The sequence below is a fragment of the Ancylobacter sp. IITR112 genome, assembly GCF_041415945.1.
Taxonomy (GTDB): Bacteria; Pseudomonadota; Alphaproteobacteria; order Rhizobiales; family Xanthobacteraceae; genus Ancylobacter.
In genome coordinates this window covers 3,848,209-3,872,576 of the sequence record NZ_JBGCUS010000001.1, presented here as the reverse complement: position 1 = coordinate 3,872,576, position 24,368 = coordinate 3,848,209, and the positions used below count along the sequence as shown (strand labels likewise).

Genomic DNA, 24,368 nt, shown 5'->3' with positions numbered 1-24,368 from the left:
CGTGGTGAAACCTGAATTAGGCACCAAGCGCGTCTGCCCCGTCACCGGGCGCAAGTTCTACGACCTGAACAAGGATCCGGTGATCTCGCCCTATACCGGCCAGATCGTCCCGATCACCCTTCCGGTGTCGCGCGGTCGCGTCGAAGCCCCGCGCGCCGCCGCCGCGGCGGCCGATACCGATCTCGAAGAGACGGCCGATGTCGAACTGGTCTCGCTGGAGGATGCCGACGAGGAGACCGCCGGCACCTCCAAGGCGGCAGTGGCCGACGACGATCTCGAAATCGACGACGATGAGGTCGCCAGCGACGATGACGACACCTTCCTCGAAGAAGACGAGGATGGCGATGATGACGTGACCGATCTCATCGGCGACGGCATCGAGGACGACGAAGAGAGCTGAACGAAGAAAGCCCTGGGGACAGACCGCTCGATTTAAAATCGAGGCTTGCAGTCCGATCCGTCCTGTGGTTTACGAGCGTCCCGCCCCGGAGCGATCCGGGCCGGAAAGTCCGGATGAGAACCCAAGGTGCAGCGCTCTGGCGCTCCACGCATCCGGCGCCCTCGGTGGGGCCATAGCTCAGTTGGGAGAGCGCTTGAATGGCATTCAAGAGGTCGGCGGTTCGATTCCGCCTGGCTCCACCAAATCTCTCCTCCGCGTCGTCATCGCCCGCTCGAAGGTGACAAGTCCGCCGCCCGGCCCTCGCGCCGTGCCGCCTTGGTAGGACCGACCTGCCCCGCTCCCCCACCCGGTTCGGTTTATGTGATTCGCGACGCTTCCTCCGGAAACGGGCCGGAGCCGCCCTTGGACCCCGATGCCACCAGGTTGAAACAACCTGAGGGGTAAAACGTTCTTTAGCCGCGCAATGCCGCGGCAGGCGACTGGCGATAGGCCAGAACAGCCGGCAGCAGGGCCGCCAGCCCACCAATGGCGAACAGCAGGAAAAAGCCGCCCGCATCCTCGGCGACGAATTCCACCGGCAGCACGATGCCGGTCTGCATCGAAATCTGCCGCGCCAGCGTCCGCGCGACGCCATAGCCGAGCGCGAATCCGCCAGCCAGCCCCGCGCCCATCACCAGAACGGCCTCCAGCCAAACCACGGCACATACCACCGCGCGCGGCGCGCCGAAGGCCCTGAGAGCTCCGATCTGGCGGCGGCGGGCCATCACATGGATCAACACCACCAGCAGGACCGCCGCAGCCACCAGAAGCTGCGCGTTCAGCGTCACGAAGGCGAGAATCTGCCGCGCATCGCCAAGGGTGCCGTAGAGCCGGGTCAGCACTTCACCGGGAAAGACAGCAAGGGTGTGGTCGGTGCGGTAGGCCTGACGCAGCCGGTAGGCATCGGCGATGGTTCGAGGCTTCACCATGATCGCCGGGACGCCCGGCGCGGCGGGATCTGTGACCGCCGCCGGATTGATCAGGGCATCGAGGCCCGCCGCGTCGTCCTGATCGCGGCGCCTCTGCGCCTCCGCAATGGTCCGCGCGGGCGCGGCGCTCTCGGTGCCGGCCACGGGTGGCGCGGCCTCGTCGTCATGATGGTCGTCATCCGTGTGCGCCTCATGCCCGTGGATGCCCGGCGCATGGGTGCGCCATACCGCCTCGATCGGCACCAGAATGGCCCGGTCCCAGGCCGTGCCGGTCGGCGCCAGCCGCCCGACAATGCGATAGGTAATGGCGCTGTGGACGCCGCCATGGGCCTCCGCCATCCCATGCATCGGATGAAAGCTCTCGCCGAGGGCGCGGGGCACGGCGGCGCCGATGATCGCGTCCCCCAGCCTCTCGAAACTGCGCCCTTCGGTGACGCCGCCAAGCCCGTCGACGAGCGGCTGCGTGGTGCCCACCAGCGGCCGGTCATCGGAAAAATCGCCGAAACCGACCGGGGCCGCATAGGCGACGCGCGGATCGGTGGCCAGCGCGGCGAGGATGCTGCCCGGCAGCAGGGTCAGCGGCGCCGGCTGCAGGAACACGGCGGAGAGCACCAGTTGCGTCTCGCTGCCCGGCGCGCCGACCACGAGATCGAACGCCGCCGCCGCCCGCGCGCTGCCGAGCCGCAGGGCGCGCTCTTCCAGCGTCACCACCACGCCGAGCGCGGTCGCCAACGCGATCAGCAGCGCAATGGCGAGCGCTCCCCAACGGTGGCGCACGAGATCGGCGGCAATCAGCCGGAACATCTATACACCCTCGGCGGCAGGGTCGGGGGAAGCTCCGGCCGGGGCCACACCGACCGGGGCCGAGGCGACGGGAACCAGCCGGCCGCCTTCGAGACGCAACACGCGCGCCATGGTGGCAATGAGCCCGACATCATGGGACGCCACGATGAGGGTTGCCCCCACCTCGCAGGCGAGCGCGGCGAGCAGTTCCGCCACCGCCGCGCCGGCTTCGGCGTCGAGGCTGGCCGTCGGCTCGTCGGCCACGAGGATGCGCGGGCGGGCCACCAGGGCCCGCGCCACCGCCACGCGCTGCATCTGGCCGCGCGAGAGGGTCTCGATCCGCTGGCCCGGCCGCTCAATCCCCACGCGAGCCAACAGCCGGAGGGCCTCCTCCCGCACCGATGGCGCCAAGCGAAAGCGGGTGAGGCGCTGCGGCAGCAGCACATTCTCGAGGGCTGAGAGGCCGGGAAACAGGTGAAATTCCTGCATCACCAGCCCGACATGGGCCGCGCGCCAGCGGTCGCGGGCCCCCTCGCCGAGGCGGGCAATATCGGTGTCGCCCCACATGACCCGCCCGGCCGGCGCACGGTCGAGCCCGGTGATGATGTTGATGAGCGTGGTCTTGCCGGAACCGGAAGGTCCGGTCAGCGCCACATGGCTGCCGGCGTGAAGATCGAGCGCGGGAATATCGAGCGCCGGCCGCTCCAGCCCGGGAAAGCGCACCACGAGGTCGCGGAGGATGAGACCCGGCATGGTCAGACGGTCCGGAAGGAAGCACCGACCAGCCGCAGCAGGCTGACGAAGCCGGTTTGCGGATCGGTCCAGGAGCCGACCTCCAGCCGGCCGGTCACGTCGATCGGCGCATTGGCCTGAACGAAGGTCTGGGCGCGGTCGAGATAGATCACGACGATATTGTCCGGCCAGTCGCTGTCCGAGGAACAGAAGGGGCAGATGGACATCGGAATCTCGGTCAGCACGAAGAAATTGGCCTCGGCCTTCAGCGGCGGCGCCATGAAGCCGCGCATGGTCACGTCCTGACCCTGAAGGCTCTTCACCTTGTCGGAGAAGGTCAGGCCCAAGACGGTGACCTTGGCGTAAAGCTCGTCGAAGTCGAGTCGCGGCGCGGCGGCAGCGGGCAGGCCGCTCAGAGTAGCGCTACCGGCCCCAAGCAGCAGCCGCGCGCTCCCGATGAGGAAGGCGCGGCGTCCGTCAAAGCCGGCCCCCGTGGGGGCCGGCAGGGGCGAGCGCATCGTTGCGTCGCTGGCGATCACTTCTGCGCCGGGGCGAGGGCGAATGCATCCACCAGCACGCGGTACACGTCGCTTTCTTCCATATAGCCCTTGAAGGCTTCGGCGCCGGGGCCGGAGGCCTGCAGGATGCCGTCATCCACCGCATGCACGGCGGTGTCGGTGGAGCGCGGAATATTGCCGATCCGCAGCACCGCGCCGGGCACGTCCTTATAGGCGGCGTTGGCGACGTACTCGCCCTTCTCGTTCTTGATCGCCGGGTCGAACGGGCCGTTCAGCTTCGGCCGCCAGGTCTCGTAATAGTCCGGGAAGTTGTTGGCGAAGACGGCCAGGCGGCGCGACACGTCCACCTTGTCGGGATAGCCGTCGCCGTCCGTGTCGGTGTAGTTGGGGAAGCCGGCGGCCGCGTAGACGCCCACCTTCTCGCGCATGTCCTCGCCCGGCTTGTCGTCGTCGATGGTGCCGATGATGGAAACGCCGTGGGTGTGATCCGGGGTGGCGATGACCAGCGTGTCGGGGTGGTCCTTGGCGAAGTCCATCGCCACCCGCAGCGCCTGGTCGAACTCAATGGTGTCGTAAAGCGCGCGGTCCCAATCCAAGGGATGCGACATCTTGTCGATGGTCGCGCCTTCCACCATCAGGAAGAAGCCGTCCGGATTCTTGGCGAGCTGGGCCAGCGCCACCTTGGTCATGTCCACCAGGCCGGGCTGGTCGGGGAACTTGTCGACCGTGCCCTTCTTCAGGAACTTGCGGTCCAGCACGGAGTCCATATTGCCGGTGTGGAACAGGCCGAGGATCTTGCCGGCATTCGCCTGGCCGGCCGCCTGCAGCGCCGCGGCATCGGTCGCCAGCGTGTAGCCGGACTCGGTGAAGGACTTGATGAAGTCCTTATCGTCCTTGCGCTTCGAGCCGGGGGTGGACTTCGGCAGGAAATAGGCCGAGCCGCCGCCGAGCACGACCTCGGGCTTCAGCGCGAACATCATCTCGACGATCTCCGCCTTGCGGTCGCGCAGGCGGGTATGGGCGACAACGGCGGCCGGAGTGGCGTCTTCCACCTCGGCGGTGGTGACGATGCCGACCGACTTGCGGCCGGTGCGGGCGAGCGCTTCGGTGATGTTCTCGACGCGGGGATCGTCCAGCGGATCCTTGGTACGGTCGGCATAGACGCCGAGCGCGTTCACTGCGGTCTTGTGGCCGGTCATGTGCGCCGACATGGTGTTGGCGCTGTCGGTGGCGATGGCGTTGGTGGACGAGGTGCCGATGAAGGCCATGTAGTCGAGATCGTCCATGGCGAGGCGGCCATTGGCCTTGCCCTCGGTCATGCCCTTGGAGAGCAGTCGGGCGCCGGTGCGGTGCGCCACCGACATGCCGTCGCCGAGAAAGAAGATGATGTTCTTGGCCTTCGGGGTGTCCGGGGTGCCGTAGACATCCCAATGCACCGTCTTGGTGTCATTGCCGGCCTTGACTTCGACCGTGTACTGGCCCGGCTTCACCACCTTGGCCGCGCGCAGCAGCACCGCGGAGGCGTCGACGCCCTCTTCCTTGGCGATGAACGCATAATCCTTGCCAAGGATGTTCGCCGCCGGCTCGCCATTGATGGTGATCGACACCTCTTCCGGCTTCACGACGCCGGCGAACTCGACCTTGAAGTCGAAGGCCGAGCCGGCAAGGATCGTGGCGCGGTCTATCGGGTAGACGTTTGCCGCGTCGGCGGTGCCGATCAAGCAGATAGTGGCGGCCAAGGCCGCCGCGAAAATACGCATGGAAGTCCCCTCACTTCAGCGACGTATCGGGACGTGTTAGAGCCGGTGCGTGTCGCTGCGATAACAGCGGCCTGCCCTGTGGGACTCCCCGCCCGGGTTCTACTCCCGTGCGCTGCGCCAGTGGGGGTAGGTGACATAGGCGGTCGTCGCGCCTTCCTCATGCGAGCGGATGGTGACGGCTTCGCCCTTCGGCATATAAACGATCTCGCCCGGCCCGGCCTCCACCGCCACGTCCGGAGTCGACACGGAAAGGCGGCCGGCCAGCACGATCATGACATCATGCACCGCCATCGTCTCCTCCAGCGTCTGCTGCGGCGCGTAGCGGCCATAGCCGATGGTGATCGGCCCGCCCTGGCGTTCATCGACCAGATTGCCGGTATAGATCTCCGCCTCGGTGCCGGGTGTCCGCTCCATGGCAGCGTCGGCAATGGTGAATTTCTGCAGCGTCATCGTCCTCTCCCTGCCGTCGGCGAGCGGCCGCCCCGGATGGGTCACGGGCGCGCTTCCGGTAGGACGAACGGGCCGTGGCGAAGTTCCCGGCCTGAGGCGGTTGTGAACAGCCGCGCAGGAGTACAGCCGTGCAGGCCGACCGGACAAGATTATCCGGCCGGCCTGCGAAGCCTCAAGGCGCGCGCGGCAGCACGAAGCGGTCAATGGCGTGGGCGATGCCGTCTTCCTCATTGGTGAGGGTGACGAAATGCGCCTGTTCCTTCACCTCCGCCGCGCCATTGCCCATGGCGATGGCCAGGCCGCCAAGCGCGAACATCGGCAGGTCGTTCGGCATGTCGCCAATGACCGCCACCTCGTCCATCGACACGCCGTAATGACGCGCGAAGGCGCACGCGGCATAGCCCTTGTCGGTGCCCGGCGGGGTCATGTCGAGATATTTCGCCTGCGAGCGCCGCGCCGTCGCGCCGTCGCCCACCAGCGCCTGGAGCTCCGGCTCGCTCGCCGCCAGCATGTCGAAATCGGTGGAGGAGAACACGATCTTGCCGGCGCGGGTGATATGGTCGCCGAAATCCGACACGACGGTCGGCTGAAAGGCGACCGTGCGTATTTCGCCGGCAACGTAGGTGCTGTCGGGATCGGTGACGAACCATTCGTCATCGGCGAACACCCACACCGCCGCGCCACGCAGCTGCATCAGCGCAATGCCGGCGCGCACCGCTTCGGTAGCGACGAAATGCTGTTCCACGATCGTGAAATCGCGGCGCTGGATGCAGCCGCCATTGAAGCCGCCGAACAGATCGACATTCAGCGCCTCCACCAGCCGCCGCATGCCGCGCGGCGGGCGGGCCGAGACGGCGGCGAAGGCGATGCCGGCTTCATGCAGGCGGCGCACCGCCGCAATGGTCGCCGGCGTCACCTCCTTGGCCTTGTTCACCAGCGTGCCGTCGACATCCGACACCATGAGGCGGATGCGTGAAGCCGGGGGGCGTGTGGCACCGCCGCGCTCATCGAGGGCGCCGGGATCGGTGGCGTGTTCGGGGGAAGCGTTCATCGCGGGCGATCCCTCTCAAGCGGCAGCCACTGGAAGCCGTCCTGCGCCAGCATCACGTCGGACATGGCCGGGCCGCTGGAGCCGGCGGAATAGAACTGCACGTCGTTCTCCCCGCCGCTGACCGCCTCCAGAATCGGCTCCACCGCTTCCCAGCCGGCCTCGATCGTGTCGGCGCGCTGGAACAGGGTGGGGTCGCCGCACAGGCAGTCATAGATCAGCGTCTCATAGCCGGTGCTGGGCGCTGCCTTGAAGTAGTCGGCATATTTGAAGCTCATCTCGACATCCGAGAGCCGGACCTTGCGGCCGGGCACCTTGGCGGCGAAGCGCAGCGACACGCCCTCATCCGGCTGCACATGGATGACCATCAGATTCGGCTTCAGCGCCGTGGGCAGGTGGCGGAACAGCACACCCGGCGCCCGCTTGAACTGGATGGCGATCTCGGTGCGTCGCACCGCCAGCGCCTTGCCGGTGCGCACATAGAAAGGCACGCCGTTCCAGCGCCAGGAATCGACGAAGCATTTGAGCGCCACATAGGTCTCGGTGCGGCTCTCAGGATGCACGTCCTTCTCGTCGCGATAGTCCTTCACCGCCTCGCCATTGACGAAGCCCGCCCGGTACTGGCCGCGTACCGCCGCGCCGATCGCTTCGCTCGGGCGCATGTGGCGGATGGCCTCGATCACCTTGGTCTTTTCCGAGCGCACCGCATCCGCGTCGAACGAATTCGGCGGCTCCATCGCCGTCATCGCCAGCAACTGGAACATGTGGTTCGGCACCATGTCGCGCAGCGCGCCGGTGGCGTCGTAAAAGCCGCCGCGCTGTTCCACCGTCACCGTCTCGGCGGCGGTGATCTGTACATGGTCGATATATTCCTTGCTCCAGATCGGCTCGAAGATGCCGTTGCCGAAGCGCAGCGCCATCATGTTCTGGACCGTTTCCTTGCCGAGGAAATGGTCGATCCGATAGATCTGCCGCTCATCCGCCACCGCCAGCAGCCGGCGGTTCAGCGCCTTGGCCGAGGGCATATCGGAGCCGAAGGGCTTTTCCACCACCACATGGCGGAAGCTGTCCTCGCCCTCCTTCAGCAGCCCGGCGGCGCCGAGCTGCTCGGCGATGGTGGCGAAGAAGCGCGGCGCCACGGCGAGATAGAACACCGCATTGCCGGTCTGGCCCTTGCGCTGGTCCAGCCGCTCGCGAATGCGCGCATAGGTCGCCGGGTCTTCGAAATCCCCGGCGACATAGAAAATGCGGCTGATCAGCCATCGCCAGGTTTCGCCCTCGGTATCGAGCGAGCCGGGCAACTCCCGCACCGCATCGGTGAGGAAAGCGCGGTAATCCTCCTCGCTGCGCTCGACATGGTCGACGCCGACAATGGCGAAATCGTCGACCAGGACGCCCTCATGGGCGAGGTTGTAGAGCGAGGGCAGCAGCAGGCGCTTGGTCAGATCGCCCGACGCGCCGAAGATGAAGAAGGTCGAGGCCGGTGCCGGCGCCGCATCGGGCGCCAGCACCTTCTGGCCGAGAACGACGGACTCGCTTCCCATGGATCGCTATCCGCCGCTCACTTGGTCTTGAATTCAGTATGGCCGCCGAACTGGAAGCGCATCGCCGACAGGAGCTTTTCGCCGAAGGTGTGGTCCTGGCGCGAGCGGAAGCGGGTGTAGAGCGCGGCGGACAGCACTTCGGCCGAGACCGCCTCCTCGATCGCCGCCATCACCGTCCAGCGGCCCTCGCCGGAATCGGCGACCTCGCCGGGGAAGTCGCTCAGGCTCTCGTCCTTGGTCAGGGCGATGGCCGAGAGGTCGAGCAGCCAGGACGACACCACCGAGCCACGACGCCACACCTCGGCGACATCGGCCATGTCGAGGGTGAAGCGCTCATTCTCCGGCAGGTCGGTGGAATTCTTCTTCTTCAGGATTTCAAAGCCTTCGGCATAGGCCTGCATCAGGCCGTATTCGATGCCGTTATGCACCATCTTGACGAAGTGGCCGGAGCCGGCCGGGCCGCAATGCATGTAGCCATGCTCGACGCGGGAATCGCGGTCCTCGCGGCCGGGCGTGCGGGGAATATCGCCGAGCCCGGGGGCGAGGGCGGAGAAGATCGGGTCGAGCCGGTCCACCGCCTCTTTCGGGCCGCCGATCATCATGCAATAGCCGCGTTCCAGGCCCCACACGCCGCCGGACGTGCCGACATCAATGTAATGCAGCCCCTTCGGCTCCAGTTCGGCGGCGCGGCGGATGTCGTCCTTGTAGAAGGTGTTGCCGCCGTCGATGATGACATCCCCGGGCGCCAGCAGGCCGGTCAGGGTGGCGATTGTGCTCTCGGTCGGGCCACCGGCCGGCAGCATCACCCAGATGGCGCGCGGCGCGTCGAGCTTGGCGACGAGATCGGCGAGATCGGCGGCGGGCCGGTTGCCTTCCCCGCCCAGTTCGCTCACCGCCGCCTCGTTGCGGTCCCACACCACGCAGTCATGTCCCGCCTTGGTGAGACGACGCGCGATATTTCCACCCATACGGCCGAGGCCAACGATTCCGAGCTGCATCTGTTTATCTCCCCGATACGACGCCCGCGCCCGTGAACCCGCGGTTCGGGACGGCGCCCACTGCATTCGATCCGAATGTCTAGGGCAAGCCTATGCCGACCATGCGACAATTGGAACGGGGCGGGCACGAATGCGCCGGCTTTCGGCAATGCGGGCCGGCGGCGCGGGGTCAGGACGAGAACTCGGTCTCGTGCTTGAGCACGTCCTCGGCCTCCGGGTTCAGTGGGCGGGCGGGGCGCTCGGGCTCTACCAGCGGCTCGGGTTCCAGCGGCAGCGGACCGCGATCCTCGCCTTCGGCCATCTGCCGGCGAAGGCGCTCCAAATCACGCTGGCGCACATCGGCCACGGTCGCCTGCGCGGTGGCGGCGTCGATGCCATTGGCGCGCAGCGCGGCTTCACCGAAAGCGAGAGCCGATTCGAAGGTCTCGCGGATCTCGAAATCCACCCCGCGCCCGCGCAGCGCCACCGCATGGGTGCGGTCATAGGCGCGCGCATGCAGGCGCACATCCGGCATGTTCTGGCGGATGATCTCGACGATGCGGTCGGTGGTCTCGCGCCGGTCGACGCAGACCGCGACCACCCGCGCCCGCTCGGCACCCGCCGCGCGCAGCACGTCAAGCCGGGTGCCGTCGCCGTAGAAGATGCGGAAGCCGAAGCGCCCGGCGCTCTGGATCATTTCGACATCATTGTCGATGATGGTCACTTCCAGCCCGCGCGCGAGCAGGCACTGCGAGACGATCTGCCCGAAGCGCCCGAAGCCGACGACCAGCACCGACCCATGGGCGTCGCTGAAATCCTCGTGCGGCACCGCCGCGCGGCGGTCCAGCCGGCGTGCGAGCTGCTCGCCGAGCAGCGCGACGGGCGGGCCGAGCAGCATGGTCATGGCGGCGCAGGCGACGAGCATGTCCGACTGGCGCGAATCGATCAGCCCCAGGCTGAGCGCGAGCGGAAACAGCACGAAGGAGAATTCGCCCGCCGGGGTCAGCACCGAGGCGGAGCGTACCGCATCCGCGCGCGTGCTGTCGGAGAAGCGGAACACCGCCCACACCGACACCGCCTTTACCAGCGTCACCATCAGCGTGCCGACGATCAGCAGCAGGGCATTGGCCAGCACCACGTCGAGATTCATCGACATGCCGACGCCCATGAAGAACAGCGCGATCAGCAGGCCGCGAAAGGCGTCGATATTGGCTTCCAGCTCGTGACGGAAATTCGATTCGGAGAGCATGACCCCGGCGAGGAACGCGCCGAGCGCCATCGACATGCCGGCCGAGGCCATCAGCGCCCCGGCGCCGAGAACGACCAGAAGCGCCGCCGCCGTCATCACCTCGCGGGCGCCCGAACGGGCGAGGGTGCGGAACAGTGTCGGCAGCAGATAGCGGCCGGCGCCGACGATGAGCAGCATCGAGCCGATGATGATCGCGACATGCTCGGCCGATTCAAGGAAGCTGTATTCCTCATGCGTGCCCTGGCCGAGAAAGGGCAGCAGGGCCAGCAGCGGCACGATCGCCATGTCCTGGAACAGCAGCACACCGAACGCACGCTGGCCATAGGGCTGGGCGAGCCCTCCCTTCTCTTCCAGCAATTGCAGCGCGATCGAGGTGGCCGACAGCGCCAGTGCCATGCCGGCGACCAGCGCGCCGCGCCAGTCGAAGTCGCGGGCGGCATAATGGCTGAGCACGGCGATGGCCGCACCTGAGAACAGGAGCTGCGCCGTGCCGAGGCCGAAAATGGCGCGGCGCAGCGCCAGCAGCCGTGAGAACTGCAGCTCCAGCCCGATGATGAACAGCAGCAGCACGACACCGATCTCGGCGACGGTGATGATCCGCTCGGGATCGTTGAAAGCGCCAATGCCGGAGGGCCCTATGGCGATACCGGCCAGGAGATAGCCGACGATCGGTGACAGGCCGAGCCGGCGCGCGACCGGAACGGCGATGACGGCGGTGGCGAGAAAAACCAGCGCCCCGAGCAGAAATCCGTTGCCGTCATCATGCATGGACCCGCCATCCTCCGCGCTGCTGCCGCACCTTAGAGGATGCGATGAAGGGTGCCGATGGCGGAAGCGTGATGAAAAGGCGAAGATTCGCGGCGAATGCGCCTGTTCGCACGGAAATCGGGTGGCGAAAAAACCCGCCGCTTACTGACGTTGGGGTAGATCGGCGCCGAAACGGCCAGAACGGCGCGGATCGTCCAGCCCAAGACCGGCCGCCCAAGACCGGCCGCCCAAGAAGACCGGAGGCCTCCGGGCGGGCCGGTCTCAGGCGAAAAGCGGCTCAGTGATGATGCGCGGTCGGGCCGGGAATGTCGCGGGTCGGGCGGGGCAACGGAATGCTGTCGCGCGACACCGGCGGCAGCGACTTCAGCGCCTCAAGCACATGCGGGGCAAGACCCTCGCCGCCGGCGGCGATGTGGTCCTCGATACGCGCGCGCATGCGCGGATCCCAGAAGTCCTTGATATGCTTGGCGACGCCCTTCACGGCCTTCTCATAGCCCTGCGGCTCGAAGAACTTGCCGATCTGGTTCGCCATATAGACCAGACGTTCCATCGTGTTAGCCGACATGGGCGATCCGCTCCTTCTCTGCCCCGTCCAGCACGATGCGATGGGGGTGGGTGAACACTTCAAATCCATCGTCGCGGGCGATGGCGACGAGGGTGATGCCGGCCTTCTCCGCCGTGCGCACGGCGAGAGCGGTCGGCGCCGACACCGCCACCAGCACCGAGGCGCCGAGCATGGCGGTCTTCTGCACCATCTCGATCGACACCCGGCTGGTGAGCAACACGAGCCCGCCACCGGCCCCATGGTTGTTGCGAACCAGATGGCCGACGAGCTTGTCGAGCGCATTGTGGCGGCCGACATCCTCTCGCACCGCGACAAGCCCGGCGTCCGGCTCCCAGAACCCGGCCGCGTGCACGGCGCGGGTCTGGTGGTTCAGCGTCTGCGCCGGGGGCAGGGAGGCCACGGCGCGGGAGATTTCCGCCGCCGTGAACCGACGACCTTCCGGCACGGTGCGGGCGGGCTTCACCGCCAGCTCCAGACTCTCCACCCCGCACAGGCCACAGCCCGTCGGGCCGGCGATCTGGCGGCGGCGGGCAACCTGTTCACCGGCGCGGGCGGCGGTGAGCCAGAGGCGTACCTCGACGCCACTGACGCCGTCCTCCTCGCCGAATTCGAGCGTCTCGATCTGCTCGACATCGGCGAGGCTCTCGATGACGCCCTCGGTCAGGCTGAAGCCATAGCCGAAATCCTCGAGATCGGCCGGCGTCGCCATCATCACGGCATAGGTGGAGCCGTTATGGACGATGGCGACGGGCGTCTCCTCGGGGATCGCCCGCTCGCCCGCCATCACACCCGTGGAGGTGACGGCGCGGCGCGCAACGCGGGCGACCGGCGGGATCATGACCGCGAGGCCCCGCTCACTCCGCCGCGACCGCGATGCGGCGGCTCTGGCGGGTGAACTCGTCATAGTCCTCCTGCCACTCCGACGGGCCGTTGGAGCGGGCGATCTGCACCGCCGTCACCTTGAACTCGGGGCAGTTGGTGGCCCAGTCCGAGAAGTCGGTGGTGACGACATTCGCCTGCGTCGTCGGGTGGTGGAAGGTGGTGTAGACGACGCCAGGCGCGACGCGGTCGGTGATCTGCGCGCGCAGGGTGGTGGAGCCGGCGCGGCTGTCGATCCGCACCCAGTCGCCGTCGCGCACCCCACGCTGCTCGGCGTCGTGCGGGTGGATTTCCAGTACGTCCTCGGGATGCCAGGCCACGTTCTCGGTGCGGCGGGTCTGCGCGCCGACATTGTAGTGGCTGAGGATGCGGCCGGTGGTGAGCAGCAGCGGGAAGCGCGGGCCGGAACGCTCGTCGGTCGGCACATATTCGGTGACGACGAACTTGCCCTTGCCACGCGCGAAGCCGCCAATATGCATGATCGGCATGCCCTCGGGATTGGCGTCGTTGCAGGGCCACTGCACCGAGCCCATCTCGTCCAGCTTCTTGAACGACACGCCGGCGAAGCTCGGGGTGAGCGCGGCGATCTCGTCCATGATCTGGGCGGGGTGGCTGTAGTTCCAGTCGAGGCCGATGGCGCGGGCGAGCATCTGGGTCACTTCCCAGTCGCCATAGCCGTTCTTCGGCGCCATCACCTTGCGCACGAGCTGGATGCGGCGCTCGGCATTGGTGAAGGTGCCGTCCTTCTCAAGGAAGGTGCAGCCCGGCAGGAACACATGCGCGTAGGCGGCGGTCTCGTTCAGGAAAAGGTCCTGCACGATCACCAGTTCCATCGCCGCGAGGCCGGAGGCGACGTGATGCGTGTCCGGGTCGGACTGCAGAATGTCCTCGCCCTGGATGTAGATCGCCTTGAAGGTGCCGTCGACCGCGGCGTCCAGCATGTTGGGAATGCGCAGGCCCGGCTCGGGGTCGAGCGGACGGCCCCACATCGCCTCGAAAGTGGCGCGGGTCGCGTCGTCGGAGATGTGGCGGTAACCCGGCAGCTCATGCGGGAACGAGCCCATGTCGCACGAGCCCTGCACGTTGTTCTGGCCGCGCAGCGGGTTCACGCCGACGCCGCGGCGGCCGATATTGCCGGTCGCCATGGCGAGGTTGGCGATGGCCATCACCGTGGTCGAGCCCTGCGAGTGCTCGGTGACGCCGAGGCCGTAATAGATCGCGGCATTGCCGCCGGTGGCGTAGAGCCGCGCCGCGCCGCGAATCTGCTCGGCCGGCACGCCGGAAAGCTTTTCCACTTCCTCGGGCGAGTGGCGCGGATCGGCGACGAACTCGGCCCAGTCCTGGAATTCCTCCCAGTCGCAGAACTGGCGGACATAGTCCTCGTTCACCAGCCCCTCGGTCACGATGACATGGGCGAGCGAGGTGACGATGGCGACATTGGTGCCGGGCTGCAGCGGCAGGTGGAAATCCGCCTTGATGTGGGGCGAGCGCACCAGGTCGATGCGGCGCGGGTCGATGACGATCAGCTTGGCGCCCTCGCGCAGCCGCTTCTTCATGCGCGAGCCGAACACCGGATGACCGTCGGTCGGGTTGGCGCCAATCACCAGGATGACGTCGGAATCCTCGACCGAGTCGAAGTCCTGCGTGCCCGCCGAGGTGCCGAAGGCCTGGTTCAGGCCGTAGCCGGTCGGCGAGTGGCAGACGCGGGCGCAGGTGTCGACATTGTTGGTGCCGAAGCCGGCGCGGATGATCTTCTGGACGAGATAGGCTTCCTCATTGGTGCAGCGCGAGGAAGTGATGCCGCCGACCGACTTGCGGCCATAGGTGTCCTGGATGCGCTTCAGCTCGGAGGCGGTGTAGGCGATCGCCTCCTCCCACGACACTTCCCGCCACGGCTCGGTGACCTTGGAACGGATCATCGGCTTGAGGATGCGGTCCTGGTGCATGGCATAGCCCCAGGCAAAGCGGCCCTTGACGCAGCTATGGCCGCGATTGGCCTTGCCGTCCTTCCACGGCACCATGCGCACCACTTCCTGGCCGCGCATTTCCGCCTTGAAGGTGCAGCCGACGCCGCAATAGGCGCAGGTCGTCACCACCGAATGCTCGGGCGTGCCGATGTCGATCAGGCGCTTTTCGGAGAGGGTCGCGGTCGGGCAGGCCTGCACGCAGGCGCCGCAGGACACGCATTCCGAGGTGAGGAAAGCTTCCGACTGGCCGGGCGAGACGCGGCTGTCGAAGCCGCGGCCGGAAATCGTCAGCGCGAAGGTGCCCTGCACTTCCTCGCAGGCGCGCACGCAACGATTGCAGACGATGCACTTGGCCGGATCATAGGTGAAGTACGGGTTCGACTCGTCCTTCGGCATGGCGAGCTCGGAGGAGGGGGCGAAATGGTTCGCCCCTTCCATGCCGTAGCGCACTTCGCGCAGGCCGACCGCGCCGGCCATATCCTGCAGCTCGCAATCGCCATTGGCGGCGCAGGTCAGGCAGTCTAGCGGGTGGTCGGAGATGTAGAGCTCCATCACGCCCTTGCGAAGCTGGGCGAGACGCGGGGTCTGGGTGTGGACCTTGATGCCCGGCGCCACCGGCGTGGTGCAGGAGGCCGGGGTACCGTTGCGGCCCTCGATCTCGATCAGGCAGAGGCGGCAGGAGCCGAACGCCTCCAGCGAATCGGTGGCGCAAAGCTTGGGGATTTGCGTCCCCATCTCCATAGCCGCGCGCATGATGGAGGTGCCTTCCGGCACGGTCACTTCCATCCCGTCGATGGTGAGGGTCACCATCTTGTCGGTCTTCGGAGCCGGCGTACCGTAGTCGATCTCATGGATGAGAGACATGATGCGTCCTCCTCATTCGGCGGCTTCGAGGCGGCGCGGGGGTGCGCCGAATTCCTCGGGGAAATGGTTCAGCGCGCTCAGCACCGGATAGGGGGTAAACCCGCCAAGGGCGCAAAGCGATCCAAGCTTCATGGTCTGGCAGAGGTCGGTGAGCGTGGCGAGATTGGCCTCGACGCGCTCGCCGGCAATGATCTTGTCCATCAGTTCGACGCCGCGCGTCGAGCCGATGCGGCAGGGCGTGCACTTGCCGCAGCTTTCCACGGAGCAGAACTCCATGGCGAAGCGCGCCATCTTGGCGAGGTCGGCGCTCTCATCGAACACGACGATGCCGCCATGGCCGATCAGCGCGTCCTTGGCCGCGAAAGCCTCGTAGTCGAAGGGCAGGTCGAACTGCCAGGTCGGCACATAGGCGCCGAGCGGGCCGCCGACCTGCGCGGCCTTCACCGGCTTGCCGGTGGCGGTGCCGCCGCCAATGTCGTTGATCAGCTCGCCCAGCGTGATGCCGAAGGCGGTTTCGAACAAGCCGCCGAACTTCACATTGCCGGCGATCTGGATCGGCATCGTGCCGCGCGAGCGACCCATGCCGAAATTGGCGTAGAACTCGCCGCCATCGGCCAGGATATGCGGCACGGCGGTGAGCGAGAGCACGTTGTTGATGACGGTCGGCTTCTGGAACAGGCCCTTATGCGCCGGCAGCGGCGGCTTCGCGCGCACCGTGCCGCGCTTGCCTTCCAGACTGTCGAGCAGGGCTGTTTCCTCGCCGCACACATAGGCGCCGGCGCCCATGCGCACTTCCATGTCGAAGCTGTAGGCCGAGCCGGCGATGTTGACGCCGAGCATGCCGTGGGCGCGCGCCACCTCGATCGCCTTCTCCATCGCCCAGATGGCGTGGGGATATTCGGAACGGGTGTAGACATAGCCCTTGGTGGCGCCCACCGCGATGCCGGCGATGGTCATGCCCTCGATCAGCTCGAACGGGTCGCCTTCCATGATCATGCGGTCGGCGAAGGTGCCGCTATCGCCTTCGTCGGCATTGCAGACGATATATTTGCGGTCGGCCTTGGCGTCGGCCACCGTCTTCCACTTGATGGCGGTCGGGAAGCCGGCGCCGCCACGGCCGCGCAGGCCGGACTTCTTCACTTCCTCGATGATCTCGGCCGGCCCGAGCTGCAGCGCGCGCTCCAGCCCCTTATAGCCGCCATGAGCGCGGTAATCGGCATAGGAGGCCGGGTCGATGATACCGCAGCGGGCGAAGGTGAGGCGGGTCTGCTTGGCGAGGAAGGGGTGCTCCTCCGGCTTGCCGATGCGCAGCGCATGCGCGCCGCCGGTGAGGAAGCCCGCCGCGAACAGGCCGTCGACATCGCCGGCCTCGACCGGGCCATAGGCGATGCGGCCCTCGTCGGTGACGACCTCGATCATCGGCTCCAGCCACAGCATGCCGCGCGAACCGTTGCGCACGATCTCGATCGGCTGCTTACGGGTCAGGGCAGCGGCGGCGATCGCCTCGGCCACCTCGTCGGCGCCGCAGGCGATGGCGCAGGCATCCTTGGGAACGTAGATGCGGACAGTCCCGGTGGCGCTCACGACTGGGCCTCCTCGATCAGGGCGTCGAGCCGGCGCTCATTGAGCCGCGCGACGATGCGACCATCCAGCATGGCGGAAGGAGCGGTGGCGCACAGGCCGAGGCAATAGATCGGCTCGACAGTGACGCGCCCGTCCGCCGTGGTCTCGCCGAGCTTGCAGCCGAGCCGGTGTTCAGCGTGTTCGGCCAGCGCATCGCCGCCCGCCGCCTGGCAGGCCTCGGCGCGGCAGAGCTTCAGCACATGGCGGCCGGCCGGCTCGTGGCGGAAATCATGATAGAAGGTCACCACCCCGTGCACCTCGGCGCGCGAGACGTTGAGCTTTTCGGCCAGCATGGGCACGACGGCGTCGGGAACGTGGCCGAACGTCTCCTGCACCGCGTGGAGCATCGGCATTAGCGGGCCTTCAAGATGAGAGAACTCATCAATGACCGCGCGGGCGCGCTCGTCGCTCCAGGGCTCGTAATGCGGCATTTCTCCCGTAGCCTTCTTTTAGAATTTTCCAAAGGTAAGGATGGTACGGGGCGAAACCCAAATCAATGCAGGTGTTCCGTGCCACGATAGAATTTCTCTATCACCAATCTGGCGCATCGGCGCCCCGACCTTTCGGCGGGGTTCCCGCCGTTTGTTCCCTACTTGTTCTTGACCTGCGTACCTGAGGCCGTATTCTGCCACCAGCGGGTGCGGAAAGCCGCGCCGCAACGAACCCCGGCGGGGAGGGCGCGATGGTCCAGCGTGTGGCGACGGTGGCGTTCGAGGGGGTCGAGACCCGCCCGGTCGATGTTCAAGTTCAGGTGAGCCCGGGCCTGCCGGCCTTCAATCTCGTCGGCCTCGCCGACAAGGCGGTCACCGAAGCGAAGGAGCGGGTGCGCGCCGCCCTCACCGCCTCCGGCCTTGCGCTTCCCGCCCGCCGCATCACCGTCAACCTCGCCCCGGCCGACCTGCCGAAGGAAGGCAGCCATTACGACCTGCCCATCGCCCTCGGGCTGATGGCGGCGATTGGCGCCATCGGCCCGGACGCGCTCGACGGCTTCACCGTGGTCGGGGAACTCGCGCTCGACGGGCGCATCGCCGCCGTGTCCGGCGTGCTGCCGGCGGCCATCGGCGCCAATGCGCGCAGCCACGGCCTCATCTGCCCGGAAGCCTGCGGGCCGGAGGCGGCCTGGGCGAGCCCGGACATGGCGGTGCTGGCGCCGCACTCGCTGATCCAGCTCGTCAACCATTTCGCCGGCCGTCAATTGCTCTCCCGCCCGGAGCCCCGGCTGGAGGCGGGGACGGCGCAATTGCCTGATCTCGCCGATGTGAAGGGGCAGGAGACCGCCCGTCGGGCGTTGGAGATCGCCGCCGCCGGCCGTCACAACCTGCTGCTCAGCGGCCCCCCCGGCGCCGGCAAGTCGATGCTGGCGCAGCGCCTGCCCTCGCTGCTGCCGCCCCTCACCCCTTCCGAGCTGCTGGAAGTGTCGATGGTTGCCTCGGTGGCCGGCACGCTGCAGGGCGGGGCGCTGACCAGCCGGCGCCCGTTCCGCGCCCCGCATCATTCCGCCAGCATGGCGGCGATGGTGGGCGGCGGCATGCGCGCGCGGCCGGGCGAGGTGTCGCTGGCGCATAATGGCGTGCTGTTCCTCGACGAATTGCCGGAATTCACCCCCGCCGTGCTCGATTCGCTGCGCCAGCCGCTGGAGACGGGCGAGGCGGTCATCGCCCGTGCCAATCACCGCATTTCCTACCCCGCCCGCTTCCAGCTCATCGCGGCGATGAATCCGTGCCGCTGCGGCCGGGCCGGCGAGCCGGGGCAGAGCTGCCGGCGCGGGCCGCGCTGCGCGGCGGAATATCAGGCGCGGCTGTCCGGCCCGTTTCTCGACCGCGTCGACCTCCATCTCGACGTGCCGGCGGTGGCGGCGGTCGATCTCGTCCGCCCCGGCCCGTCGGAACCCAGCGCCGTTGTGGCGCGGCGGGTGGCGCAGGCACGCCTACTGCAGCGCGAGCGTTTCCTCGCCCTCGGCCGGCCCGATCTGTTCACCAATGCCGAGGCCACGGGCCCGATCCTGGAAGAGATCGCCACCCCCGACGCCGCCGGCACCGCGCTGCTGGCGGATGCGGCGCGGCTGATGCGGCTCTCCGCTCGCGGCTATCACCGCGTGCTGCGTGTGGGGCGCACGCTCGCCGATCTCGCCGGGGCCGAGACGGTGGGCCGGGCCCATCTGGCGGAAGCGCTGGCCTACCGCGCCGCGGCCGACCGCCACGCCGCCGCGGCGTGAAGGGCCGGGCGGCGCCCCCGGTTGCGTATGGAGCCGCCGCCGAGCCGCCTGAGCCGACGGCGAGAGGCCGGCGCCCTCCCCAGCGGCGCCGGCCATGCCACAAATAACATCGCCTCTCCGGCAAAGGGCGGGTCGGAACAGGAGATCGCGAAAGGCAGGCGCGAACCGGCATCGCGCGATGGGACGCGCGAAGTACAGAGCTCCGGCGCGGGGCGAGCGCCGTGCGCAGGCGCCGGAGCCCTCCCCGCCGCCGCGCCCGTCCCGATCCCCCATCCGGCGGGCGCGCGAGGGCCGGCTGCCGGCCGCTGCAGCGGCGCGAGCCGGGCCGGCGGCGTGCAATGGCGGCGCCCACGGCCCCTATGGCGGGCGGGTGCGCGCGCACCGGACTGTCACAAGAGCGTCCGAGAAATGTGATTCCTGTCACAAAACGCTATAGTGAAGGCAGCGGGGGGATCGGGCATGACGGAGCTATTCGCCGAAGAGAGTGTCAGGACGCCGTCGTCATCCCGCGCTGTCCCCTTCGCCGCGCCGGGCCTGTCGGCGCTGCGCAGCTTCTTCACCCCCAAGCCTGTCGCCGGAAAGCCCGTCGCCGACAAGCCCGTCGCCGGCAAACTCTTCACCGCCAAACCCGCCCCGCTGCGGCTCGTGCCTGCCGCGCTCACCCCCTCGCGTCTCATGCCGGCGCTGCGCTCCTATTCCGGGCTGCGGCACCGCGGCAGCCGGGGCGAAACCGGCCCGGCCACGCTGGGGCGCATCGGCGCGCTGGAAGTGCGGCTCGCGGTGACGGCGGCGGATGTACGGCGCGCCCAGCGCCTGCGCTACGAGGTGTTCTACGAGGAAATGTCGGCGACCCCGGCCGCCGCCATGCGGCTCGCCCGGCGCGATGTCGACGCCTTTGATGGCATTTGCGATCATCTGCTGGTGCTCGATCACGATTCCTGCCGCGTCGTGCGCGGCCGGCGCGTGCCGCGCGTCGTCGGTACCTACCGCCTGCTGCGGCAGGAGATCGCCGACCGGCACAATGGCTTCTACACGGCGGGCGAGTTCGACATCGGCCCACTGCTGGCGCGCCACCCGCACCGCCGCTTCCTGGAGCTCGGCCGCTCCTGCGTGCTCAGCTCCTACCGCACCAAGCGCACGGTGGAACTGCTCTGGCACGGCATCTGGGCCTATGTCCGCCGCCACGGCATCGACGTGATGTTCGGCTGCGCCAGCCTCGAAGGCTGCGATCCCCAGGCGCTCGCCCGGCCGCTGGCCTTTTTGCACCATTTCGCGCCCACCGATCCGGAATGGGCGGCGCAGGCGCTGCCGCAGCACGCCGCGCCGATGGACCTCGTCTCGGTCGAGGCGCTGGATGCCAAGGCGGCGCTTGCCGCGCTGCCGCCGCTGATAAAGGGCTATCTGCGCCTCGGCGCGCAGATCGGGCGCGGCGCCGTTGTCGATCGCCAGTTCGGCACCACCGATGTGCTGATCGTGCTGCCGGTGGAAAAGATCAACCCGCGCTATCTCGACCATTTCGGCGTCAATGGCGAGCGCCACGCCGCCTGAGCGCGGCGCCCCAGCCTCACGCTGAAACTGGCGCTCGACCCTTGCCCGGGGAGCGCAAGCGGCCCCGGCCGTGTTGACCGCCGGGAGGGCGCCTACCCGCCCCCTTGCCTCTCCCGCGAGCCTTTCACCGGCGCCGCCTGGGCGCGAAAGCCGTTCACTGGCGGCCCGCTGGCGGCAGAGGTCGCGCCGCCCTGTCTTGCGCGGCGGCGGGCGCCCTCCCATATCGCTTCCCAACGGGATGCCTCACGGGGTCCCATCACACAAAGTCGCTTCAGACGAGGACTTTGGGAGCATGTCGCGTATTCCCTCGCTGTCGAGCCCCTTCCTGCTCGGCTTTGACGAGGTCGAGCGGGCGCTCGACCGGGTCATGAAAGGTTCCGACGGGTACCCGCCCTACAATATCGAGCGGGTGGCCACGCCGGACCAGCCGGAAAAACTTCGCATCACTCTGGCCGTCGCGGGCTTCACCCGCGAGCAGCTCGACGTGACGGTGGAGGAGAAGGAACTCGTCATCCGTGGCCGCCAGAGCGAAGAGCCCGGGCGGGTCTTTCTGCACCGGGGCATCGCCGCCCGCCAGTTCCAGCGCGTCTTCGTGCTGGCCGATGGCATGATGGTGATCGGCGCCGAGCTGAAGAACGGCCTGCTCTGCGTCGAATTGGTGCGGCCGGAACCGGAACGCATCGTCCGGCGTATCACCATTGCGACGGATGAGTGACGACGTTCCCACGCGGTCCCGCCTGGACGCAGAGGAGTAGCCGACCATGACCAATGAGTTCCACATCGACCCCGCTTCCGCCGGTTCGGCGCTCGCCGGCGCCCTCACCGCAGAGGATTTTGCCAATCTCGGCGGCGGGCACATCGCCTATCTGCGCACCATCCGTTCGGAAGAGGCGGCGGAAATGTTTCCGCAAGCGCATCTCTCGCCCGGCCTCGTGCTGTTCACCCTGCACGCCGCCGACGGCACACCGATCATGCTCACCGACAGCCGGGAAGCGGCGATCGCCAATGCGATGCAGAACGAACTGGTGACGCTCAGCGTGCACTGAGCGGCCTGCGCTTGAAAAGACGGCACCGTCCCCACCGGGGCGGTGCCGTTTTCGTTTGATCCCCGTCGGCCCGGCCTCAGCGGCGCTTGGCCTCGATCATGTCCCACACCGTCACCGCGATGTCCGGCCCGCCCAGTCGCTTGATGGCGCGGATGCCGGTCGGGGCGGTGACGTTGATCTCGGTGAGATGGCCGTCGATCACGTCGATACCGGTGAGCAGCAGGCCGCGTTCGCGCAGCGCAGGCCCCAGCCGCTCGCAGATCTCGCGCTCACGGGCGGTGAGGTCGGTTTCCGCCGCCGCGCCGCCGCGCACCATGTTGGAGCGGACATCGCCCTCGCTCGGCACCCGGTTCACCGCGCCGGCGAACACGCCGTCGACCAGGATGATGCGCTTGTCGCCATGGCGCACCTCGGGAAGGAAGCGCTGCACCACCCAGGGCTCGCGGAAGGTGGTGGCGAAAAGATCATAGAGCGAGCCGAAATTCAGATCGTCGCGGGTGAGCCGGAACACCGAGGCGCCGCCATGCCCGTAGAGCGGCTTCATCACGATGTCGCCGAACTCGTCGCGGAACGCCTTGATCTCGTTGAGGTCGCGGGTGATCAGCGTCGGCGGCATCAAATCCGGAAATTCGGTGACGAAAATCTTCTCCGGCGCGTTGCGCACATGGGCGGGGTCGTTCACCACCAGTGTCTTCGGGTGAATGCGCTCCAAGAGATGCGTGGCGGTGATGTAGCTCATGTCGAAAGGGGGGTCCTGCCGCATCAGGATCACGTCGAACGTGTCGAGCCGCACCCGCCGCGCCTCCCCAAGCGTGTAGTGGTCACCCTTCACATCGCGCACCTCCAGCGGGTGAACGGTGGCGAACACCTCGCCATCGCGCATCGCCATGCGGTCGGGCGTGTAATAGGCGAGCGCGTGGCCGCGCGCCTGCGCTTCCAGCAGCAGGGCGAAGGCGGAATCGCCGGCAATATTGATGCGGTCGATCGGGTCCATCTGGACGGCGACGTTGAGGCTCATGGCAGTTCCGTCTGCGACAGGAGGGAGCCGGCCGGCGGCACATGTGCCCGGCGGCGTTTTCATCTTCCTGTTTAGTCGCTCGCGCGGCGCCGCGCCACGGCCTCGTTCCCCCGGCTCATTCCGCCTCGAAGGCGCCGGGAAGATGCAGCGGCGGACGATCCGGCGCCACCAGCACCACATCGAGCCGCATGTCGAGCCCGGCCAGCTCGGGGTGGCCGGCGAGATAGATTTCCGCCGCGCCGATGATGCGCCGGCGCTGGCGCGGCAGGATCGATTCGGCAGCGAAACGCAGCGCCGCCCGCGCCTTCACCTCAATGAACACCACCAGGTCGCCCCGCCGCGCCACCAGGTCGATCTCGCCGCGCGGGGTGCGCGCGCGCCGGTCCAGAATGACGAAGCCATCGGCCTCGAACAGGACGGCGGCGGCGGCTTCCGCCGCCATACCTCGGGTGAAAGCGGCCTGCCGGCGCTGAAGCGCCCGCGCGCGCCCCGCATCCGCCGGCGCGCCGCCCTCAGCCATCGCCGCCCTGCAGGGCCAGCGCGCGGGCATAGACGGCGCGGCGCGGCAGGCCGGTGGCGGTCGCCACCGCCGCCGCCGCATCCTTGACCGAGAGGCTCGCCAGCGCCGCCTTCAGCGCGGTGTCGAGATCGGCCTCGCTCGCTTCCGCCGCCGCTGGCGGGCCGATCACCAGCACGATCTCGCCCCTGGGCGGGCCGGCTTCGGCATAATGGGCGGCGAGGGCGTCCAGCGTGCCGCGCCGCGCCTCCTCGAAGGTTTTGGTGAGTTCCCGGCACACCGCCGCCGGGCGCGGGCCGAGCCCGTCGGCAAGGTCGGCGAGGCTGTCGGGCAGGCGCGGGCCGCTCTCATAGAGGATCAGCGTCGCCGGCAGCGTCTTCAATTCGCTGATGCGGGTGCGGCGCGCGCCGCTCTTGGCCGGCAGAAAGCCCTCGAAGAAGAAGCGGTCGGTCGGCAGGCCCGCCGCCACCAGCGCGGCAAGGCTCGCCGAGGCGCCCGGCAGCGGGACAACCCGATGACCGGCCTCGATGGCGGCCGCTACCAGCTTGTAGCCGGGATCGGAGACCAGCGGCGTGCCGGCGTCCGACACCTGCGCCACCACGCCGCCCTCTGCCAGCCGCGCCAGCAGACGCGGGCGCGCCTGCTCGGCATTGTGGTCGTGATAGGCCACAAGCTTTGTTTCGATACCGTAACGTTCCAGCAGCCGCCGCGTCACCCGCGTGTCCTCGCAGGCGATGAGGTCGGCGCCGGCGAGCGTTTCCAGCGCGCGCAGCGTCACATCACCAAGATTGCCGATCGGCGTGGCGACGATGTAGAGGCCGGGCTGCGGGCGCGCGGCGGGCAGGCTGTGCGCGCCGATGCGGAAGCGGCGCGGCGCGGAGGTCTCGGCGGAATCGCAGGTAGCGGGGGAAAGGGTCATGCGCGCATTG

Annotated in this window: 22 protein-coding genes and 1 tRNA gene; 6 read left to right on the top strand and 17 right to left on the bottom strand. The window is 68.2% G+C overall.

Features of this window, described 5'->3' with window-relative positions; all coding sequences use genetic code 11:
- Window position 1 precedes the first annotated feature (1 nt).
- Window positions 2-400, top strand: coding sequence for a TIGR02300 family protein (locus AAC979_RS18430; RefSeq protein ID WP_371348338.1), 399 nt, complete (start codon window positions 2-4; stop codon window positions 398-400).
- A gap of 166 nt (window positions 401-566) precedes the next feature.
- Window positions 567-642 (top strand) — tRNA-Ala (locus tag AAC979_RS18425).
- A 210-nt stretch (window positions 643-852) separates the two neighbouring features.
- Here AAC979_RS18425 and AAC979_RS18420 read toward each other — a convergent pair.
- The 14 genes from AAC979_RS18420 to AAC979_RS18355 form a co-directional block, all read right to left on the bottom strand.
- Window positions 853-2,172, bottom strand: a complete 1,320-nt coding sequence (locus AAC979_RS18420) for an FtsX-like permease family protein (RefSeq protein WP_371348337.1) — start codon at window positions 2,170-2,172, stop codon at window positions 853-855.
- Entirely contained in the window at window positions 2,173-2,904 is a 732-nt protein-coding gene (locus AAC979_RS18415) for an ABC transporter ATP-binding protein (RefSeq protein ID WP_371348336.1), read from the bottom strand.
- 2 nt (window positions 2,905-2,906) lie between these two features.
- Entirely contained in the window at window positions 2,907-3,401 is a 495-nt protein-coding gene (locus tag AAC979_RS18410; RefSeq protein WP_371348335.1) for a hypothetical protein, read from the bottom strand.
- Window positions 3,402-3,418: 17 nt separating this feature from the next.
- Window positions 3,419-5,161: an alkaline phosphatase gene (locus AAC979_RS18405; RefSeq protein ID WP_371348334.1), complete on the bottom strand. Its 1,743-nt coding sequence runs from the start codon at window positions 5,159-5,161 to the stop codon at window positions 3,419-3,421.
- 99 nt (window positions 5,162-5,260) lie between these two features.
- Window positions 5,261-5,611 (bottom strand): ethanolamine utilization protein, encoded by a 351-nt coding sequence (locus AAC979_RS18400; RefSeq protein WP_371348333.1) that lies wholly within the window; start codon window positions 5,609-5,611, stop codon window positions 5,261-5,263.
- 172 nt (window positions 5,612-5,783) lie between these two features.
- The gene (locus tag AAC979_RS18395; protein WP_371348332.1) at window positions 5,784-6,662 is read right to left on the bottom strand and encodes a Cof-type HAD-IIB family hydrolase; all 879 of its coding nucleotides are present in this window, start codon (window positions 6,660-6,662) and stop codon (window positions 5,784-5,786) included.
- Window positions 6,659-8,203, bottom strand: a complete 1,545-nt coding sequence (zwf, locus tag AAC979_RS18390; RefSeq protein ID WP_371348331.1) for a glucose-6-phosphate dehydrogenase — start codon at window positions 8,201-8,203, stop codon at window positions 6,659-6,661. The genes AAC979_RS18395 and zwf overlap by 4 nt, the downstream gene beginning before the upstream one ends.
- 17 nt (window positions 8,204-8,220) lie before the next feature.
- Complete coding sequence (gene gnd / locus AAC979_RS18385) at window positions 8,221-9,267, bottom strand: phosphogluconate dehydrogenase (NAD(+)-dependent, decarboxylating) (protein WP_371348330.1); 1,047 nt, start codon at window positions 9,265-9,267, stop codon at window positions 8,221-8,223.
- 103 nt (window positions 9,268-9,370) lie between these two features.
- Complete coding sequence (locus AAC979_RS18380) at window positions 9,371-11,197, bottom strand: monovalent cation:proton antiporter-2 (CPA2) family protein (RefSeq protein ID WP_371348329.1); 1,827 nt, start codon at window positions 11,195-11,197, stop codon at window positions 9,371-9,373.
- Between the two features lie 277 nt (window positions 11,198-11,474).
- A complete protein-coding gene (locus AAC979_RS18375) occupies window positions 11,475-11,762 on the bottom strand; it encodes a formate dehydrogenase subunit delta (RefSeq protein WP_371348328.1) in 288 nt (95 codons plus the stop codon).
- Entirely contained in the window at window positions 11,752-12,600 is an 849-nt protein-coding gene (gene fdhD, locus AAC979_RS18370) for a formate dehydrogenase accessory sulfurtransferase FdhD (RefSeq protein WP_371348327.1), read from the bottom strand. The genes AAC979_RS18375 and fdhD overlap by 11 nt, the downstream gene beginning before the upstream one ends.
- Window positions 12,601-12,616: 16 nt before the next feature.
- Window positions 12,617-15,472: a formate dehydrogenase subunit alpha gene (gene fdhF, locus AAC979_RS18365; RefSeq protein WP_371348326.1), complete on the bottom strand. Its 2,856-nt coding sequence runs from the start codon at window positions 15,470-15,472 to the stop codon at window positions 12,617-12,619.
- A gap of 12 nt (window positions 15,473-15,484) precedes the next feature.
- Window positions 15,485-17,056 carry a formate dehydrogenase beta subunit gene (locus tag AAC979_RS18360; protein WP_371348325.1) on the bottom strand — a complete coding sequence of 524 codons (1,572 nt, stop codon included), beginning with the start codon at window positions 17,054-17,056 and terminating at the stop codon, window positions 15,485-15,487.
- Window positions 17,053-17,526 carry a formate dehydrogenase subunit gamma gene (locus tag AAC979_RS18355; RefSeq protein WP_244380283.1) on the bottom strand — a complete coding sequence of 158 codons (474 nt, stop codon included), beginning with the start codon at window positions 17,524-17,526 and terminating at the stop codon, window positions 17,053-17,055. Before AAC979_RS18355 ends, AAC979_RS18360 begins: the two co-directional genes overlap by 4 nt.
- Before the next feature lie 251 nt (window positions 17,527-17,777).
- Between AAC979_RS18355 and AAC979_RS18350 the strand changes: the two genes are divergently transcribed.
- From AAC979_RS18350 to AAC979_RS18335, 4 genes are all read left to right on the top strand, one after another.
- On the top strand, window positions 17,778-19,310 hold the full coding sequence (locus tag AAC979_RS18350) for a YifB family Mg chelatase-like AAA ATPase (protein ID WP_371348324.1): 1,533 nt from the start codon (window positions 17,778-17,780) through the stop codon (window positions 19,308-19,310).
- 459 nt (window positions 19,311-19,769) lie between these two features.
- A complete protein-coding gene (locus tag AAC979_RS18345; protein WP_371348323.1) occupies window positions 19,770-20,858 on the top strand; it encodes a GNAT family N-acetyltransferase in 1,089 nt (362 codons plus the stop codon).
- A gap of 292 nt (window positions 20,859-21,150) precedes the next feature.
- Window positions 21,151-21,573, top strand: coding sequence for an Hsp20 family protein (locus AAC979_RS18340; protein ID WP_371348322.1), 423 nt, complete (start codon window positions 21,151-21,153; stop codon window positions 21,571-21,573).
- Window positions 21,574-21,619: 46 nt separating this feature from the next.
- Window positions 21,620-21,904, top strand: a complete 285-nt coding sequence (locus AAC979_RS18335) for a DUF1150 domain-containing protein (protein ID WP_018388532.1) — start codon at window positions 21,620-21,622, stop codon at window positions 21,902-21,904.
- Between the two features lie 76 nt (window positions 21,905-21,980).
- On the opposite strand, the gene gshB is transcribed toward AAC979_RS18335, so the two are convergent.
- The 3 genes from gshB to rsmI all read right to left on the bottom strand — a co-directional run bounded on the left by gshB (window position 21,981) and on the right by rsmI (window position 24,358).
- Window positions 21,981-22,922 carry a glutathione synthase gene (gshB, locus tag AAC979_RS18330; RefSeq protein WP_371348321.1) on the bottom strand — a complete coding sequence of 314 codons (942 nt, stop codon included), beginning with the start codon at window positions 22,920-22,922 and terminating at the stop codon, window positions 21,981-21,983.
- 115 nt (window positions 22,923-23,037) lie between these two features.
- Window positions 23,038-23,442 (bottom strand): YraN family protein, encoded by a 405-nt coding sequence (locus AAC979_RS18325; protein WP_371348320.1) that lies wholly within the window; start codon window positions 23,440-23,442, stop codon window positions 23,038-23,040.
- Window positions 23,435-24,358 carry a 16S rRNA (cytidine(1402)-2'-O)-methyltransferase gene (gene rsmI, locus AAC979_RS18320; RefSeq protein WP_371348319.1) on the bottom strand — a complete coding sequence of 308 codons (924 nt, stop codon included), beginning with the start codon at window positions 24,356-24,358 and terminating at the stop codon, window positions 23,435-23,437. Before rsmI ends, AAC979_RS18325 begins: the two co-directional genes overlap by 8 nt.
- Window positions 24,359-24,368: the final 10 nt, after the last annotated feature.